Annotated in this window: 15 protein-coding genes; 10 read left to right on the top strand and 5 right to left on the bottom strand. The window is 38.6% G+C overall.

Translation table 11 applies throughout. The features are described from left to right. Window position 1: 1 nt before the first annotated feature. Entirely contained in the window at window positions 2–217 is a 216-nt protein-coding gene (locus tag AB2N10_RS04055; protein WP_369434360.1) for an ArsR/SmtB family transcription factor, read from the bottom strand. A 242-nt stretch (window positions 218–459) separates the two neighbouring features. Between AB2N10_RS04055 and AB2N10_RS04050 the strand changes: the two genes are divergently transcribed. The 6 genes from AB2N10_RS04050 to ptsG all read left to right on the top strand — a co-directional run bounded on the left by AB2N10_RS04050 (window position 460) and on the right by ptsG (window position 8,347). Further along, window positions 460–645 carry a DUF2892 domain-containing protein gene (locus tag AB2N10_RS04050; protein ID WP_354625562.1) on the top strand — a complete coding sequence of 62 codons (186 nt, stop codon included), beginning with the start codon at window positions 460–462 and terminating at the stop codon, window positions 643–645. A gap of 29 nt (window positions 646–674) precedes the next feature. Next, window positions 675–2,378: an FAD-dependent oxidoreductase gene (locus AB2N10_RS04045; protein ID WP_369434359.1), complete on the top strand. Its 1,704-nt coding sequence runs from the start codon at window positions 675–677 to the stop codon at window positions 2,376–2,378. 409 nt (window positions 2,379–2,787) lie between these two features. Beyond that, window positions 2,788–3,726 carry a ribosome biogenesis GTPase YlqF gene (gene ylqF, locus AB2N10_RS04040; protein WP_369434358.1) on the top strand — a complete coding sequence of 313 codons (939 nt, stop codon included), beginning with the start codon at window positions 2,788–2,790 and terminating at the stop codon, window positions 3,724–3,726. Between the two features lie 69 nt (window positions 3,727–3,795). Further along, entirely contained in the window at window positions 3,796–5,037 is a 1,242-nt protein-coding gene (locus AB2N10_RS04035) for a trypsin-like serine protease (RefSeq protein ID WP_369434357.1), read from the top strand. 84 nt (window positions 5,038–5,121) lie between these two features. Next, window positions 5,122–6,510 (top strand): ATP-dependent RNA helicase DbpA, encoded by a 1,389-nt coding sequence (gene dbpA / locus AB2N10_RS04030; RefSeq protein ID WP_354625559.1) that lies wholly within the window; start codon window positions 5,122–5,124, stop codon window positions 6,508–6,510. 430 nt (window positions 6,511–6,940) lie between these two features. Next, window positions 6,941–8,347 (top strand): PTS glucose transporter subunit IIBC, encoded by a 1,407-nt coding sequence (gene ptsG / locus AB2N10_RS04025; RefSeq protein ID WP_354625558.1) that lies wholly within the window; start codon window positions 6,941–6,943, stop codon window positions 8,345–8,347. A gap of 298 nt (window positions 8,348–8,645) precedes the next feature. On the opposite strand, the gene AB2N10_RS04020 is transcribed toward ptsG, so the two are convergent. From AB2N10_RS04020 to AB2N10_RS04005, 4 genes are read right to left on the bottom strand one after another with little or no spacing between them, the layout of a single operon-like run. Continuing rightward, entirely contained in the window at window positions 8,646–9,671 is a 1,026-nt protein-coding gene (locus tag AB2N10_RS04020) for an ABC transporter substrate-binding protein (RefSeq protein WP_369434650.1), read from the bottom strand. Then, on the bottom strand, window positions 9,629–9,877 hold the full coding sequence (locus AB2N10_RS04015) for a hypothetical protein (RefSeq protein WP_369434356.1): 249 nt from the start codon (window positions 9,875–9,877) through the stop codon (window positions 9,629–9,631). The genes AB2N10_RS04020 and AB2N10_RS04015 overlap by 43 nt, the downstream gene beginning before the upstream one ends. Before the next feature lie 25 nt (window positions 9,878–9,902). Then, window positions 9,903–11,345, bottom strand: coding sequence for an ATP-binding protein (locus tag AB2N10_RS04010; RefSeq protein ID WP_354625556.1), 1,443 nt, complete (start codon window positions 11,343–11,345; stop codon window positions 9,903–9,905). Between the two features lie 12 nt (window positions 11,346–11,357). Further along, window positions 11,358–12,080 carry a response regulator transcription factor gene (locus tag AB2N10_RS04005; protein WP_354625555.1) on the bottom strand — a complete coding sequence of 241 codons (723 nt, stop codon included), beginning with the start codon at window positions 12,078–12,080 and terminating at the stop codon, window positions 11,358–11,360. Window positions 12,081–12,599: 519 nt separating this feature from the next. Between AB2N10_RS04005 and AB2N10_RS04000 the strand changes: the two genes are divergently transcribed. From AB2N10_RS04000 to nspC, 4 genes are all read left to right on the top strand, one after another. Next, window positions 12,600–14,006: a diaminobutyrate--2-oxoglutarate transaminase family protein gene (locus AB2N10_RS04000; protein WP_354625554.1), complete on the top strand. Its 1,407-nt coding sequence runs from the start codon at window positions 12,600–12,602 to the stop codon at window positions 14,004–14,006. A 4-nt stretch (window positions 14,007–14,010) separates the two neighbouring features. Continuing rightward, window positions 14,011–15,501 (top strand): aspartate aminotransferase family protein, encoded by a 1,491-nt coding sequence (locus AB2N10_RS03995; protein WP_369434355.1) that lies wholly within the window; start codon window positions 14,011–14,013, stop codon window positions 15,499–15,501. A 2-nt stretch (window positions 15,502–15,503) separates the two neighbouring features. Beyond that, a complete protein-coding gene (locus AB2N10_RS03990) occupies window positions 15,504–16,721 on the top strand; it encodes a carboxynorspermidine synthase (RefSeq protein WP_369434354.1) in 1,218 nt (405 codons plus the stop codon). A 75-nt stretch (window positions 16,722–16,796) separates the two neighbouring features. Further along, window positions 16,797–17,924, top strand: a complete 1,128-nt coding sequence (gene nspC / locus AB2N10_RS03985) for a carboxynorspermidine decarboxylase (protein WP_369434353.1) — start codon at window positions 16,797–16,799, stop codon at window positions 17,922–17,924. Window positions 17,925–17,948 lie beyond the last annotated feature (24 nt).

Genomic DNA, 17,948 nt, shown 5'->3' with positions numbered 1-17,948 from the left:
CTCATTTACAAAAAATCGTATAAAAACTCGAAAACAACTCCTTCACTCGAGGATCAGCCAAAGAATAGAAAACGGACTGCGATTCTTTGCGAACCTTAACTAAACCATGCTTTTTTAATACCATCAAATGTTGTGAAAATGCAGATTGGCTGAGGGTTGACCCCTCTTGTAATTGGCCAGCTCCTACTTCTCCATCAACCAATTGACAAAGTACCATCAGCCTTTTCTGGATGAGCCATCGTTTTTAGCAATTTAGAGACTTCCATCGCCTTAGATTTCATATCATGAAGTTCCATAATTACCTCTATAATTAGTTTATGATTTGTTTAAATTTTACTAATAGCTAAACATTAGTCAAGATTTAATTTAGAAAAACCTAAACTAGAAAAACAAAACATTAGACTTTTCTAATAAAGGTTATTATAGTACCAAAACAAAACACCTCTAAAGGAGTATATTATGAGTATTGATAATGGCGTAAGAGTAATAGCAGGCTGTATGATATTGCTATCGGTAATTTTAACGGCATTCGTTCACCCAAATTTTGTTTGGTTTACTGTTTTCATTGGCTTTAATCTTATTCAGAGTGCTTTTACTGGCTTTTGTCCTGCAGTAATGATGTTAAAAAAATTAGGTTTAAAATAGGTATTCTATAAAAATTATTGGAGTGTTTCATGACTAAAATTGTGATTATTGGTGGCGTTGCCGGTGGCGCATCAGCAGCTGCGCGTGCGCGGCGTTTAAGTGAAAATGCAGAAATTATAATGTTTGAAAGAGGCCCTTTTGTCTCCTTTGCTAATTGCGGTTTGCCTTACCATATCGGTGGTGACATTGAAAATCGTAACAAACTACTACTGCAAACACCGGATAGTTTCTTGGCGCGTTTTAATGTCGATGTTCGCGTCATGAACGAAGTGCTCAGTATTAATCGAGAACAAAAAACGATCAATATTAGAAATTTAATCGATAATAGTGAATACGCTGAAAGTTACGATTTATTACTACTCAGCCCCGGTGCTAGCCCGATTGTCCCCCCCATCCCCGGGGTCAATAATCCATTAACTCACTCTTTACGTAATATTCCTGATATGGATAATATTATTCAGACAATAGCAACCAATAATGTCGAACATGCCACCGTTGTCGGAGGCGGTTTCATTGGTCTGGAAATGATGGAAGCATTCCATCAAAAAGGGATAAACACCACACTACTAGAGCTGTCCGATCAAGTCATGGCACCCGTTGATAAAGAGATGGCAGGCTTTGCCCATGCTGAAATATGCAGCCATGGGATCGATTTACGTCTCGGTGTTGCGTTATCTGCGGTCGAATATGTGGCAGAAACCCATATGGCTAGCATTAGCGCTGGCGAAGATATAAGCCATCAGCATATCAATGGCCATCTAAATCTATCATTGAGCAATGGGGATGTATTAAAAACGGATATTTTAATCATGGCAATTGGTGTACGCCCTGACATAAAATTAGCTGTTGATGCAGATCTTAAAATTGGAGAACTTGGCGGGATTTACACAAATGAAAATATGCAAACAAGCGATCCATTTATCTACGCTGTGGGTGACGCCATTGAAGAACAAGACTTTGTTACGGGAAACCCAACAATAGTTCCACTTGCTGGCCCAGCTAACCGTCAAGGACGGATGGCTGCAGATAACATGTTAGGACGCAATGAATCCTACCAGGGCACACAGGGTACTGCGATTTGCAAAATATTTGATTTAGCGGTCGCGGCAACGGGGAAAAATGAAAAACAGCTAAAACGTGCGAATGTTTCCTATGAAAAAGTCTATGTACATACAGCAAGCCATGCTAGCTACTATCCGGGCTCAGAAATCGTTTCATTAAAAATATTATTTGATCCGAATAATGGAAAAATTTTAGGCGCACAGGCAGCAGGTAAAGACGGTGTTGATAAACGCATTGATATATTAGCGGTTGCGCAGCGTGCCGGAATGACGATAGAGCAACTGCAACACATTGAACTCACCTATGCCCCCCCCTATGGCAGCGCCAAAGATGTCATCAATCAAGCGGCATTTGTAGCAAACAACGTAATGAAAGGCGACCTTATGCCGATTCATTTTGATCAAATTGATAGCTTAACCGATGATCAAATTCTCCTTGATGTACGTAATCCTGAAGAGTTAAAAAATGTAGGTTACCTAAAAGGTGCGATTAATATTCCTGTCGATAGCTTGCGTCAACGTATGGATGAGTTACCCAAAGATAAAGAGATAATCATTTATTGTCAGGTCGGTTTACGCGGTAATGTAGCTTATCGTCAACTTGTTAATAATGGCTTTAGAGCGCGTAACTTGATTGGCGGTTATCGTACTTATAGCTTTGCAAAAAAATAGCCCGATTAACTATTTTGACACCTGAAAAAGGGGAATAATTTTACTAACGACTGACCTAAAGCAGGCTTATCATAACGAATGTAAAGCCTGCAATTTCAATTTCTCTTATATACTCACTAATTTAATCGTGATGGGCATATACCCACACTACTTCAAGATTCAAAGTTAGCTTCAAAAGCAACCCTAGGTGTTGCATACGAAAAGTAAATAACAATTACCTCATGTTACATATTGCTCAGATATCCGAGCTAGCGCCTGACAAAGCATCTGGAGGTAAAATGGGTATATAACCTCTAAACTATCAGTTAGACTAGCACCTATCGTACTATTTTAATCATGATATTAGCGGACTACGGTACTAATAACGTACTCAATAAGAAAGCTAAGATATATAAAGGCTTAATAATAAATGAGCAGAACAAAAATAAACTGGTTTCCCGGACACATGCACAAGGCACACAAAGAGATAAAAGAGGTCTTGCCGCAGGTAGATATTATCATTGAGGTGGTTGATGCTCGCATCCCCTATAGCAGTGAAAATCCACTAATATCCCATATTCGTGAAAAAACGCCATGCATAAAAGTACTTAATAAATCGGATTTAGCCGATCCAGAAATTACCGCACAGTGGATCACCTATCTCGAGCAAGAACAAGGAATTAGGGCATTGGCCATCACGACGAATAAACCGGAACAAGTTCATCAAATAACAAAATTATGTGAACAAATGTTACCTAATCGATTAGGCCAAGATAAGCAAATTCGGGCAATGATCATGGGCATTCCCAATGTCGGTAAATCAACGATTATCAATATTTTAGCAGACAGAATTATTGCGAAAACAGGCAATGAACCCGCAGTCACTAAAGTTCAGCAGCGTATTCGTTTACCCAGTGGCATTATGCTTTCCGATACACCTGGGTTTTTATGGCCAAATATTGAAAATGTGAATTCTGGTTATCGCCTAGCGGTTACAGGTGCGATAAAAAATACGGCGGTTGAATATGAAGACATCGCTTACTATGCGGCTGAGTATCTACTCGAACACTATCCAGATCGTTTACAAGCGCGTTACGAATTAGACACGTTACCAAAAACGGACCATGAGCTAATGGAAGCAATTGCATTACGCCGCGGCTGTTTACGTGCAGGTGGGCATTTCGACATCTACAAAGTATCTACTATTCTATTAAATGAGCTCCGTGCAGGTGCTTTAGGGGCGATTAGTATTGAAACACCGGATATCGCCATTATAGAAAAAAGAGAAGTAGAAAAAATATTGTTAGAAAAAGCAGAAAATGAACTTGAAAAGAAAAAATCAAGAAAACAAAAATTTAAACGACGATAATTACAGATAACCACAAAATATAGTGAACAGAAAATTTTAAACGCTTGTCATTAACGGTAAGGATACTCAATGAATAAATTACTTTTATATTTTACCCTGATCATTTTACAGTACTGTACTTTATCTAACGCTATAGCAGCAGAAGTAATCACGTCATCTATCAATCCGCGTATTGTGGGTGGTGCCGACAGCGATCCATTTGAATGGCCAACAATGGTAAGCATAAAAGTAAATCGCTTTAGGGGCCAACATTTTTGTGGTGGTTCGTTGATTGCTCCTCAATGGGTGGTCACTGCTGCACATTGTGTATTTGATAATAATGATAATCTCTTTAACGTTAATGATATCGTTGCAACGATTGGTGAATATGACCTTAATTCCTCGCCAGTGACCCCCGCTACTGAGCTCATACAAATCATCGCTCATCCTGATTTCAATAATGAAAGCTTGGTCAATGACATTGCCCTGCTAAAATTGGCTACGGCCGTTGGCAATGATACCCCCATCATGGATATCATCGACACCGAATCAACAACATCCCTCATTTCATTAAACTTTCCGGTGACTGCAATGGGCTGGGGCTCCACTGTCAGCTATGATCCGAATCAGCCAACATCTCCTAGCTATCCCAACATACTACAACAAGTGGAATTAGAACTTTATAGAGATAGCACCTGCTCACAACAATTAGGAAGCAATTATAAACCACAAATGTTATGCGCATCGACACCAGAAGGAGGACAAGATACATGTACTGGAGACAGTGGCGGCCCATTATTAGTTAATAGTAATTTAGGATGGCAACAAATAGGTATTGTCAGTTGGGGATATGGTTGTGCATTAACAAATTATCCTGGTGTATATACGCGCATTTCTTTATATAAAAATTGGATAGCAACAACGACAAAAACATTTTCAGCCACAACAGGATTACAATTTGTACTCTACAATGCCAATAGCAGTGCCAATCAACAAATAACAATTAGCAATAACTCAGACAGTGTAGCGACATTCACTTATGAGTTAACAGGTTCTGAATATTTTAACATTAATGCAAGTTCATGCAATCTCATTGAAGCAAATTCAACTTGCCAAATCACCGTAAACTATACGCCAATGGAGCAAGGTAGCCATAAAGCAACGATTACTATCAATTCAAATATCCCAGACTCAACAACATTAACAACTCAACTTTCTGGTACATTTTTAGCGGTTAGTTCAGAGGGCAGTAGTTCATCGGGATCAACGGGAATAATGATATTGTTGCTCATTCCCATTGCTTTCATGCGCCGTTATATTGCTTATTTTTAGTCACCAACAGAAACCACTTTGTGATACATATCACAACAGCGTATAGTGTCCACTTTTTATACGCTTAACAACAGGAACACCATTTTGAGCTTAAAACCTTTTTCAACTGTAGCACTTAATACAGACCTATTAAAAAACCTAGAATCCCTTGGCTACCATTCTATGACAGAGATTCAAGCACAAAGCTTACCCGATGTACTAGCGGGTAAGGATATTATTGCACAGGGAAAAACAGGCTCAGGAAAAACTGCCGCCTTCGGTTTAGGCGTATTACAAAAACTTAATGTAAAACGTTTCCGTATTCAAAGCTTAATTTTATGCCCGACTCGAGAATTAGCTGACCAAGTGGCCAAAGAGATGCGTATGTTGGCGCGTACTATCCATAATATAAAAGTATTAACACTCTGCGGAGGTGTTCCTTTTGGCCCTCAAATTGGTTCGTTGGAACATGGTGCACATATTATTGTCGGCACACCAGGAAGAATTGAAGATCATTTACGCAAAGGCACCTTACAATTAGATGACTTAGAAATCCTCGTCTTAGATGAAGCGGATCGGATGCTAGATATGGGCTTTCAGGACGCCATTGATAACATCATTGCGCAGATACCCAAAGTTCGCCAAACATTACTATTCAGTGCAACATTTCCTGAGCAAATTAAAAATATTGCTAAAAATATTTTACTTGATCCGATTACGATTAAGGTGGAATCCCATCATGATAACAGTACGATTAAACAATTGTTTTACAAAGTAGAGGACAGTGAGCAGCGTATGGTTGCTCTACGCCTGTTATTACAACAATACCAACCAGATTCTTCGGTTGTTTTTTGTAACACTAAACGAGAAGTCCAAGAAGTAACTAATGAACTTATCAATCGCGGTTTTAGCGCTATCGCATTACATGGCGATTTAGAGCAAAAAGATAGAGATCAAGCCTTGATTCGCTTTGCTAACAAAAGTGCTTGCATACTCGTAGCAACAGATGTGGCTGCACGAGGACTTGACATTGACAATCTCAGTGCTGTATTTAATTATCATATTGCCCATGATCAAGAAGTACACGTACATCGAGTAGGACGTACAGGTCGCGCTGGCAGCAAAGGTCTCGCATTTTCATTTTATGATCACAAGGATAATCATCGTATCGCGCTGTTAGAAGATGAACTAGACCGTAATATCTGTAGCGAAAAGCTACCTGAATATGACATTTTAGATAATGCACCATTACAATCAAGCATGATCACTTTACGCATTGAAGGAGGGAAAAAACAGAAGATTCGTCCTGGTGATATTGTTGGTGCATTAACTGGACAGGATGGAATAATGGGAGAGCAAGTAGGTAAAATACAAATTTCAGACAACTGGGCTTATGTCGCAGTACAAAGAGAGTGCGTTAAAATTGCTTTTAAAAAACTAAGTGAAGGTAAACTTAAGGGCAAAAAATTTAGAGTCAGTGTTATCCGAGGTTAAAATTATCATTGCTAACCATTCGAATGATTAAAATTATGCATGGTTAGCAATTTATTTGTTACAAATTAAATCAACTCCAGCAACAACAATCATAAAATAATAAAAAATAAAGCAACAAGACCCCTCCATATTTGTAACAGAACGTAACACAACTGCAAGTTATGTAAGCAAGTGTAAGCATGGCTAACATACCGAAAAATATGATGATTCCATCACGAAAAATAATTTTTTCTTGTATATACTTGTCTCACTTGAATTGAAGAAACATTCAATTTTAGACAAAAATATTAGATATTTGCTTACTTCAAATGTTACTTAACATTAACAATCTAACTATTATTCATGTTAAGTAGTAATAAGGTAAATAAGTATTTAGTTAACCTGGTTACTAACCTCGCAACGAACAAATAAACCTAATGGAGAGTTGTTCATGAATTTATTCGGAAGTTTACAAAAAGTAGGGAAGTCATTAATGCTTCCTGTATCAGTACTGCCAATCGCCGGTATTTTACTGGGTGTTGGTGCAGCTAAATTTAGCCTTCTACCTGAAGTTGTTTCTCAATTAATGGAACAGGCTGGTGGTGCAGTATTTGGTAATATGGCGCTTTTATTTGCCATTGGTGTTGCCCTAGGTTTCACTAAAAATGATGGTGTAGCTGGCCTTGCTGCGGCTGTTGGTTATTTCATCATGATGAAAACAGTTGAAGTACTTGCACCGGGTGCCGATACTGGTGTCTTAGGCGGTATCATCGCTGGTGGTATTGCGGCGTATATGTTTAATCGCTTCTTCCAAATCAAACTACCTGACTATTTAGGTTTCTTTGCGGGTAAACGTGCTGTTCCAATTTTGACAGGTCTTAGTGCTATCATCATGGGTGCGATTTTATCGATTGTTTGGCCTCCAATTGGGTCTGTCATCGGAACATTCTCTCACTGGGCGGCAGATCAAAATCCTGAACTTGCATTTACTATCTACGGTATTGTTGAGCGTTCTTTAATTCCATTTGGTTTACACCATATCTGGAATGTACCTTTCTTCTTTGAAGCGGGTAGTTGTACAAACGTTGCAGGTAAAGAACTACACGGTATCTTAACTTGTTACTTATCAGCTGACGAAGCAACTCGTGCTGCAGGTAATGGTTTTGGTCAACTTGCTGGTGGCTACATGTTTAAAATGTACGGTCTACCTGCTGCGGCTATCGCAATTGCACATTCGGCTAAACCAGAAAACCGCGTTAAAGTAATGGGTATCATGGCATCAGCCGCGTTAACTTCTTTCCTAACAGGTATTACAGAGCCAATTGAATTCTCTTTCCTATTCGTAGCGCCTTTGTTATATGCAATCCATGCTTTACTAGCTGGTACAGCATTCTTTATGACAAATATGCTTGGAATGGTACACGGTACGTCATTCTCACACGGTTTAATTGACTTTGTTGTTTTATCTAGTAATTCAGTTAAATTCTGGTGGTTCCCTGCACTTGGTCTTTGTTATGCGGCTATTTACTACACTATTTTCCGTGTTGTAATCGCTCAATTTAACCTTAAAACACCTGGTCGTGAAGACGAAGAAGCAGAAGAAGAAGTGCAAGTCGGTAGTACTGAAATGGCTATTCTTCTAACAGCTGCATTCGGTGGTAAAGCGAATATTGAAAATCTAGATGCATGTATCACTCGCCTACGTATTACAGTTAAAGATATTGAACTAGTTGATAAAGCTGAACTTAAAAAACTAGGTGCTGCTGGTGTGGTAGTATCTGGTAACGGTGTTCAAGCTATCTTCGGTACTAAATCTGATAACTTGAAAACAGACATGGAACAATACATGTCTCGTTAATCAATAATTAAGGGCTAGTCATTACTAGCCCTTTCAAAGTAGAAGGATAAACAGCAGTAACATCGCTAATAGACTTCTACTTCCCCCTCTTCTGTTATTAGCGTCTTTTTACCATTGATCAAATCCACTTGAATCACACTATATTCCCCCATCTATTACTCAATCTAACTAGATCTTATAATGAAAGAAATAGCTTTAAAAAGCGTGCCGCAATGCAATAGCAAGCTATTACAATTGAATGCAAACCGCTATCTATTATTTTAGCCATTAATGTAGGTTAAATACTGATGAGCAGGGATTAATGCATCGCATGAATAGCTAATGAAAGTAACCTAACCGTTTCTTCTGCTTGCGCATCGGGATCATTAAAGTAATTACTAATTATCTGTATCATTATGTGCTGTACTTGACTTGTTGTTGCTAAGTTTTGCGTAAATGAAGGCACTAAAGTGCTACTTTTAAAGTCAGCGTAGGATTTTTGTGAACATTGATCAAAATTGCTCATATCAATGTCATTGCGAATAGGAATAGAACCTTTACTGAGGTTGAATTCAAGTTGAAATTTTTTAGATAAGAGTATTTCTGAAAATAAAATTTGCACATTATTTTTCGGTAAAATAGCGTATTTATCAAACATCACAAAACTGTCGATATTATAACTATAGAGCCCCTTACTTTCCGGTACATCTACACAGAGATAATCAACCATCGCAGTTTTCCCCTTAGCTTGCCACATCCCTTTAGCCCAATCCCCCATAAATTGCATGGCCGCTTGATCCGTTGCAATTAATTGACTAGCATAATACCAGTCTTTATCTACGATGGATTTATCTGTATAAGCGGATAGCCCTTTGAATTTTTCAAATACAACAACCATTTCAGGAGAATTCAAGACGGATTCATCAAAGTCAACAAAGGCCTTAATGTATTTTTCTGGCCCTAAAATAGAGAGAGCCATTGATTCAAAGATCAACGCATCTTGCCAAGCAGTTCCACCTAGGGCTAAAGGTAAATAACCAGCGGCTTTAATTTTATCGGCTACGGTAAAAAATTCATCCCATGTTTGTGGTATAGCTAGTTTAAGCTCTTTGAATATTTTTTTATTTAACCATAACCAATTGACCCGGTGTACATTAATGGGAACAGCCATATAATTTCCATCGAATGTCACGGTATTTCTAACCACCTTAGGCATAATATTGGGCCAGTTTGAAGTGTTTATTAACGTGTCAATATTCTCCAACATCCCCACTTTTGCCCACTCTCCGATATCAGGGCCTTTTATCTGTGCTGCATCGGGGGGGGTACCCGATAATGAACGCATTTGTAACACGCGTAAGGCACTATCTCCCCCTCACCGGTGATGGCAAAACTCTGCCATTTTATATCTTTTTCGGCTAATGCTTTTTTGAGTATTAGCTGTGATTGCACCTCTCCTTCAGCAGTCCACCAATGGAGCACTTCTAAAGAGGCTGCAAAAACAGGTTGTGACATAGCAAGAGTAAGAATAAGCATACTATTTTTTAGCATATCGATTTCCATAGAGTCAGCTTAGCTATGCTGATTTATAAATCCGAGGTAAGGTAATAATCACTTCCAAACCGCCATTATGGCGATTAAGTAAATGCAATTGTCCGCTATGAGCATGAATAATATTTCTTGAAATCCCTAATCCCAACCCATATCCTTCCTGATCATTATGTAGGCGACGGTACGGTGTAAAAATACGCTCTAACTCATCAGCCGGTATACCTGGACCATTATCTTGAATAACAATTTGTAGATTTGCATTACTATCGATCACCAGCACTTCAACTCTATTGCCATACTTAACACCATTATCAATCAAATTTGATAAACAACGTTTTAAAGCCAAAGGTTTACCTCGATATAAAGCACAATTATCCGGTGCCAATATTTTAATTTGTTCTGGTTGTGAACTACTGATTTGCTCTAACAATTTAACAATATTCACGGGCTGAGTGTTTTCATGAATATCAGTATCTTTTACCGTCTGTAACGCACCTTTCACTAGCATCTCTAAGTCATCTAAATCATGATTAAATGCTTCTGTTTGTTGCTCATTATCAAGTAATTCTGCACGTAGTCGTAAACGTGTTATCGGTGTTTTAAGATCATGGGAAATAGAGCGAAATAACACTTCTCTATCACCAATATAACGCTGTAATTTTTGCTGCATACGATTAAAAGCTTGAGTCGCAACAACAATCTCTGATGCACCTTCTTCTTTAAGAGGCGCCTGTTCAAGGTCAATGCTCATTTCAGAAACCGCCTTGGCAAGCTGTTTAAGCGGTTTGGTTTGCCAGTAAAAAAGCAAATAGATAAAAATAAGTACAAATGCAGTAGTAAATATCAGTGTGATAAGCTGCTCAGCAGTAATAATTGATTTATCAATTAACAGATAAGGTGGGGGCAAAATAGCCGCTAAATATAACCATTCACGTTCAGCAATCTCGATCTGCAGTACTAAAATAGGCGGTTTGACCGTGGGTATTATGAGCGAATAAGCTCCCCACGAAGGAGGAAGATCCTTAAGTAAAATATCATTTTTTAATACATGGAGATCATCGGGATGAGAAAATTCGATTTCAAGTTTCTTTTTTGCATCGATTCGACGCCTTAATACATCGTGCACCGTATTAATAACACGCGTTTTTAATATGCTATCAGCAATGGGATTAACTTCTATTTTTTCACTGTTTAAAGAGACAAAAAAGCGACTTCCACCTAAATCTCGTAACTGTTGTAGGACTAAGTGTCGGTATTGCAATGGCAAATTTTGAAAGAAGGAGATAGTGCTTAATGCATTTTCAGCTAAATTATTCGCATTCAGCAAAACAGTTTTTTCTTCACTTTCGGCAAATTGATGAACCAAAAAATAACTGCTACATATTTGTGCAACAATCACAGAAAACATGGTCAGTAATAACATCCGAGAAATTAGTGAGCGAAAAATAAAGCGGGCATAATTCATCATTTAGTCTTGTAATTAATTGTCATGTAATTCAGCAATAAAGACATAACCCGCACCACGTACTGTTTTGATCATCGTAGGCGCTTTGGCATCATCGCCTAAACATTGACGCAAACGACTTAAATGCACATCAATTCCCCGTTCATTAGCAAATGCATCTCGTCCATGCAGAGCTTGGCTAATTTGATCTCGCGAAATAGCAGTATTAGGATGAGTCAAAAACAACATTAATAGTTGAAAATCCGCGCCAGTCAAACTAGTTACATTGTCATTTTTATCGATTAAATTATGTTGCAATGTATCTAATGTCCAATTTGCAAATGCTACATAGCGCTTATTCTCTGGTGTTTTCAGGGACTCTTTAGCAAAATTAGTACGCCTTAATAATGCTTTGATACGAGCAAGTAATTCACGCGGGCTAAATGGTTTAGCAATGTAATCATCGGCACCAATCTCTAAGCCAAGGACACGGTCCATTTCATCAGAGTTAGCCGTTAACATTATAATCGGAACACTAGAAGTTTGCCGAATACGTTGACACAGCGCAAAACCATCATCACCAGGTAGCATAATATCTAAGATAATAATATCAGGCTGACAGGTTAAGAGATGCCCATCCATCTCTATGCCATCATGGGCTGTTATCACTGAAAAATTATTTTTAGATAGATATTCAGCTAATAATTCACGAATAGCTTGATCATCATCAACGACTAAAATTTGCTTATTTTGGATCACACTCAGCCCTTATAATTTAATATGATTATTGCCGCAACTTTAGCAGAATATCGACAAATTCGATAGCAAGAGTCGATATAATTGGGGTTTAGCTCATATCAAAAAGCGAAATTAATCAAACAAAAAACAACGATTACTTTTCACACAAAAGTAAAAATAAACCATTTAAGTTCAACAGCTTAATGAAAAGTCGTTATTTAAATTAAATATTACACTTGCCACTATAGAAATCGATGATAAAATGCGCCGCTTTAATAATCATTCATTTGAATAATTACCCACTTTTATACAATAAGGAGCGCGATATTATGTTTTTATTATTATCCATCAATCTCGCCGTAAACTTGGTGTATTTTAAGTTATTAACTACATATAAAATTTTTGCACACTACGCAACAGAGCCTTGAACTCCACGCACAACCGTAAGCCTTTACTAAAATTGCAGCAGTGAGCTTCAATGTGGTATTGCGCATAATAACATTCAACTTTTATACCATAACCTTTTTATAGGGGTTCGCCATGAACAACGTTCTCAATATAGCTACAAATTCTACTCTTTCAAATGATCAAGAGATCCCAGTCGTAAAAGAATTATACGATTTAACACCTGATAATATTTTATTGAGTCAGGAACATTATGAGTCGGAAGTTCGCTCTTATCCACGACGTTTGCCTATTGCGATAAAAAATACACGTGGAGTAATTATTGAAGATACTAAAGGACAAGTTTATTTAGACTGCCTTGCTGGCGCTGGTGCACTGCCTCTTGGTTATAACCACAGTGAAATTAATCAAGTAATGATTAACCATATTAATCAAGGCGTTCCTTATCAAACGTTAGATATTACGACTCCAGCAAAAGATCATTTCATTAAATCAGTCATGAAATTTTTACCTACAAATTTTGCTAAAAATGCACACATTCAATTTTGTGGACCGTCTGGCGCTGATGCAGTCGAAGCGGCAATAAAATTAGCGAAGCTCTATACCAAACGCAACACCATGATGTCTTTTCATGGCGCATATCATGGTATGACAAACGGATCGTTAGCCTTAACGGGTAACCTTGGTGCTAAAAACCGCCGTACAGGACTCATGTCCGATGTTCATTTCTTACCTTTTCCATATAGCTTACGTTGTACTTTCGGATTAGGGGGTGATGAAGGTGCAAAACAGAGTCTCCGCTACATTGAATCAGTACTTAGTGATGATGAAAGCGGTATTACTAAACCCGCTGCGATAATTGTCGAACCAGTTCAAGGTGAAGGTGGTGTTATTCCCGCTCCTGCTTTTTGGTTAAAAGAACTGCGCCGCATTACCACAGAGCATGGTATCTTATTAATTTTTGATGAGATTCAATGTGGTGTAGGCCGCACTGGTGATAACTTTGCCTTTGAGGAATCAGGCATTGAGCCTGATATTTTAATCCTATCCAAAGCGATTGGTGGCGGCATGCCAATGTCGATCCTTCTTTACAATAAAAAATTCGATTGTTGGAATGCTGGCGAACATACAGGCACCTTCCGTGGTAACCAGTTAGCGATGGCAACTGGCGCAAAGACATTAGAGATTATTGAACGAGATAATTTAACCGATAATGCAATGCAACGTGGTAAACAATTACGTTCATTATTGCGTGAAATACAAGTTAGCAGTGATTGTATTGCTGAGGTGCGTGGCAGAGGTTTAATGTGTGGTATTGAAATAGTCAAAGCAGGTGAATTTGATCCCCTTGGTCGCCCTGTTAGCGATCCAGCACGAGCGATCAAAATTCAACGAGCAGCATTAGAACGCGGATTAATTATTGAAAAAGGTGGACGTAATGGTGCTGTATTACGCTTTTTACCGCCATTAATCATCAGCGAAACACAAATTAACTTTGTCGCAGAGACAATCAAACAAGCCGTAGCAAGTACACAGGGTTAATATAGTGAATTCAATACAATCACCATGGTTTGAACATTTTTTACAAATAGGATCTGGTAATAATACGCATTTTGAAAAAAGTGCCTCTTTAGTATTATCTCAGATCAATTCTTTATTCTCTGATTGCGATAGCCCCTATTCGGGGCTACCTGCAAATGAATTAAAAAAAGCAATCTATAGTAGTAACTTAGATCAAACCGAATCAATGGATTGGGTGATTAATGAGACCACCCAATTAATCGCTAAAAACTCGCTGATGGTGCAACATCCTCACTGCATTGCGCATCTACATACCCCGCCATTAATGGCTTCGGTATTGGCAGAGTTTTATATTGCATCACTGAATCAGTCGATGGACTCATGGGATCAATCCCCTAGTGCGACTTTCCTAGAGCAATTTATTATCGATTGGTTAGTAAAGACCTATACATTGGGTGATATGGCTGATGGTGTTTTTACCAGTGGTGGTACACAAAGCAACCTAATGGGGCTATTACTCGCCCGAGATTGTTTTGCTAAGAACCATTCTGCACATAATATCCAACAGGATGGCTTACCAGAATATGGCCATAAAATGCGTATTATCTGTTCTAATAAAACCCATTTTACCGTGCAAAAATCAGCCTCATTAATGGGCTTGGGTGAACGAGCCGTTGTTTGCGTAAAAACCAATCAACAGGGGCAGATGGATATTAATGATCTACAGGTGACCATAGATACCCTATTAGCTCAAGGTCTATTGCCTTTTGCAGTGGTTGCAACGGCAGGTACGACGGATCATGGCGCAATAGATGATATCGAAAGCATTGTAAATTTATCTCAGCGCTACAAATTATGGAGTCATGTTGATGGAGCCTATGGTGGCGCATTAATGTTAAGTAAAAAACATAAAGCGAAGCTCAGTGGCATCCAATTAGCAGACTCAGTTAGTGTTGATTTTCATAAGCTTTTCTATCAAACAATTAGCTGTGGTGCGTTATTAATCAAAAATAAAGCGAATTTTCAAAGTTTGCTTTACCATGCCGATTACCTCAATCGTGAAGGCGATGAGCTACCCAATTTAGTCGATAAAAGCATCGCTACCACAAAACGTTTTGATGCCTTAAAAATGTTTATGACATTAAAAGCAGTTGGCGCTGATACACTCGGTGAGATGTACGATAAACTACTCGAATTAACCGGGCAAGTTGCTGAAAAGGTTAAACAAAATGAGAATTTTGAATTGTGTTGTGACCCTTTATTATCAACCGTGCTATTCCGTTTAAGTGACCGTTATCAAGGCACATTGAACGATCAAGAGTTCAATGTATTACATCAAACGCTTCGCTTACAACTTCTAACCACTGGTGCAGCGGTGGTTGCTGAAACTAAGGTAGATGGTAAACTCTACTTGAAATTTACTTTATTAAACCCGTGTTTAAATTTAAGCGATTTTGATTCTTTATTCTTAAAAATTGAATCTCACGCTGCTTTACTTACAGGAAAGGCTTTATAATTATGTCTGTTTTACAAATTGGCGCTGGCGGCGTTGGATGGGTTATTGCCCATAAATGCGCTCAAAATAATGATGTTTTTGGTGATATCACTCTAGCTTCTCGTACGTTTTCTAAATGCGAAAAAATCATTAATTCCATTAAAGGCCGTAACAACTTAAAAGACACCAGTAAAAAAATTGCAGCATTAAGTGTTGATGCTGACAGTGTTGAAGCCTTAATTGCTTTAATAAATCAAGTACAACCAGACTTGGTCATTAACGCAGGCCCCCCTGGCGTAAACGTCAACATCATGGAAGCTTGTGTACAAACCCAAACCTCATATATGGATACTTCAGTTGCCACCGATCTTTGTAGCCCTGGTCAACAAGTCCCTGAAGCTTATGATCCACAATGGGCATTTGCCGATCGTTTTAAAGAAGCCGGTATTACAGGTATTTTAGGCGCAGGTTTTGATCCCGGTGTTGTCAGCGTCTTTGCCGCTTATGGTCACAAACATCTATTCGATGAAATTGATAGCATTGATGTTATGGATGTTAACGCGGGTGATCATGGGCGTAAATTTGCAACTAATTTTGATCCTGAAACCAACATGCTTGAAATTATGGGTGACTCTTTCTACTACGAAAATAAGCAATGGAAAAGTGTTCCTTGCCATAGCCGTATGATGGAGTTTGATTTCCCAGTTGTTGGTAAACAAAAAGTTTATTCAATGGCACACGATGAAGTACGTTCAATGGCTGAATATATTCCCGCTAAACGTATCGAATTTTGGATGGGGTTCTCAGATAACTATCTAAACTACTTCAATGTGATGCGTACAATAGGCTTATTAAGCCAAGAGCCTGTTACCACCAGTGATGGCATTACCGTTGAGCCTCTAAAAGTATTAAAAGCCATCCTCCCTGACCCAACATCGTTGGCTCCAGGGTATACAGGAAAAACTTGTATCGGAACTTGGTTACGCGGCAAAAAAGATGGCAAGGCAAAAAGTATATTTATCTACAACATTTGCGACCATGAAGAAGCCTATAACGAAGTAGAGCATCAAGCTATTTCCTATACGACGGGTGTACCTGCAATCACAGCTGCACTACTTTATTTCCAAAATAAATGGCGTGATGTCGGTTTATTTAATGTTGAGCAACTGAATCCTGATGACTTCCTTGAACTCATGCCAAGCATTGGTTTAACTTGGCAAGTACAAGAATTAGAAGCGTAAGCAAGGTCTATTTAACAAAGCAAAGGTGCTTGCCTTTGCTTTTTTTTGTAAATTTTATCAATCAAGAGATCCGTTATGGGCATCAATGAAAGCCAGTTAGCTACCCCCTACTTTATGATTGATGAGTCAACGCTTATCAATAACCTTGAAACCGCCAAGCTATTAAAAGATATTTCAGGTGCAAAATTAGTATTAGCACTAAAATGCTTCTCCACTTGGGGAACTTTTGAGACAATAAAACCCTATTTAGATGGCACCACCAGCTCAGGTCCCTTCGAAGTAAGATTAGGCCATGAAACCTTTGGCGGTGAAACACATGCCTATAGTGTCGGATATTCGCAGCAAGACATCGATGCGGTTTTACCCCTTTCTGATAAAATAATTTTCAACTCACTTTCCCAACTCGACGCCTATTATCAGCAATGTGCCGAACAAGCCTCGCTTGGTCTACGCATTAACCCAGAAAAAAGTTATGCTGGACAGGATTTAGCGAATCCGGCTCGCCCCTACTCTCGCTTAGGTGTAAAACCGGATTTACTGGATTTATCGATCACCGAGAAAGTGGATGGCTTTATGTTCCACATGAACTGTGAAAATAAAGATGTGGATGCTTTTATTGCCATTTTAGACCATATTTCAGTTACCTTTGCAGCCTATCTAGACAAACTTAACTGGTTGAGCTTAGGTGGCGGTATATTTTTTACTTACCCTAACTATCCGGTAGAAAAATTAGCCTTAGCATTAAAAGCCTTTTCTGAAAAACATAAGGTGCAAATTTATCTTGAACCCGGCGAGGCGATTATTACTCGCAGCGCCGATCTCGTTGTTACGGTTATTGATATTGTAGAAAATGGGAAATTGACCGCGATTGTTGATAGCGCAACCGAAGCACATCGTCTAGATACCTTGATCTACAAAGAGCCAGCTTCCATTTACGAAGCCTCTGAAGAGGGGCAATACCCCTACATTATCGGTTCATGTTCTTGCTTAGCAGGGGATCAATTCTGTGAAACCCAATTTGACCAGCCTCTACAAATAGGCCAGAAATTACATATTATGGATTCTGCAGGCTATACCATGGTAAAACTCAACTGGTTTAATGGTCTAAAAATGCCCAGCATCTACTATAAACGTATAGATGGCCAAATTGAGTTACTCAATGAATTCGGCTATGACGATTTTAAAAGAACCTTAGGTAAGTAAGCAATTCGCTAGCATTGTCACAAC

The sequence above is a fragment of the Psychromonas sp. MME1 genome (assembly GCF_041080865.1).
Classification (GTDB): domain Bacteria; phylum Pseudomonadota; class Gammaproteobacteria; order Enterobacterales; family Psychromonadaceae; genus Psychromonas.
Note: the sequence above shows the minus strand (reverse complement) of the source record. Positions and strands in the feature narration are given on the sequence as shown.

Bases quoted from the DNA above. Each gene is read 5' to 3' on its own strand.
- AB2N10_RS04055 (WP_369434360.1), bottom strand. From the start codon at position 217: ATGGTACTTTGTCAATTGGTTGATGGAGAAGTAGGAGCTGGCCAATTA.
- AB2N10_RS04050 (WP_354625562.1), top strand. From the start codon at position 460: ATGAGTATTGATAATGGCGTAAGAGTAATAGCAGGCTGTATGATATTG.
- AB2N10_RS04045 (WP_369434359.1), top strand. From the start codon at position 675: ATGACTAAAATTGTGATTATTGGTGGCGTTGCCGGTGGCGCATCAGCA.
- ylqF (WP_369434358.1), top strand. From the start codon at position 2,788: ATGAGCAGAACAAAAATAAACTGGTTTCCCGGACACATGCACAAGGCA.
- AB2N10_RS04035 (WP_369434357.1), top strand. From the start codon at position 3,796: ATGAATAAATTACTTTTATATTTTACCCTGATCATTTTACAGTACTGT.
- ptsG (WP_354625558.1), top strand. From the start codon at position 6,941: ATGAATTTATTCGGAAGTTTACAAAAAGTAGGGAAGTCATTAATGCTT.
- AB2N10_RS04020 (WP_369434650.1), bottom strand. From the start codon at position 9,671: ATGCGTTCATTATCGGGTACCCCCCCCGATGCAGCACAGATAAAAGGC.
- AB2N10_RS04015 (WP_369434356.1), bottom strand. From the start codon at position 9,877: ATGCTAAAAAATAGTATGCTTATTCTTACTCTTGCTATGTCACAACCT.
- AB2N10_RS04010 (WP_354625556.1), bottom strand. From the start codon at position 11,345: ATGATGAATTATGCCCGCTTTATTTTTCGCTCACTAATTTCTCGGATG.
- AB2N10_RS04000 (WP_354625554.1), top strand. From the start codon at position 12,600: ATGAACAACGTTCTCAATATAGCTACAAATTCTACTCTTTCAAATGAT.
- AB2N10_RS03990 (WP_369434354.1), top strand. From the start codon at position 15,504: ATGTCTGTTTTACAAATTGGCGCTGGCGGCGTTGGATGGGTTATTGCC.
- nspC (WP_369434353.1), top strand. From the start codon at position 16,797: ATGGGCATCAATGAAAGCCAGTTAGCTACCCCCTACTTTATGATTGAT.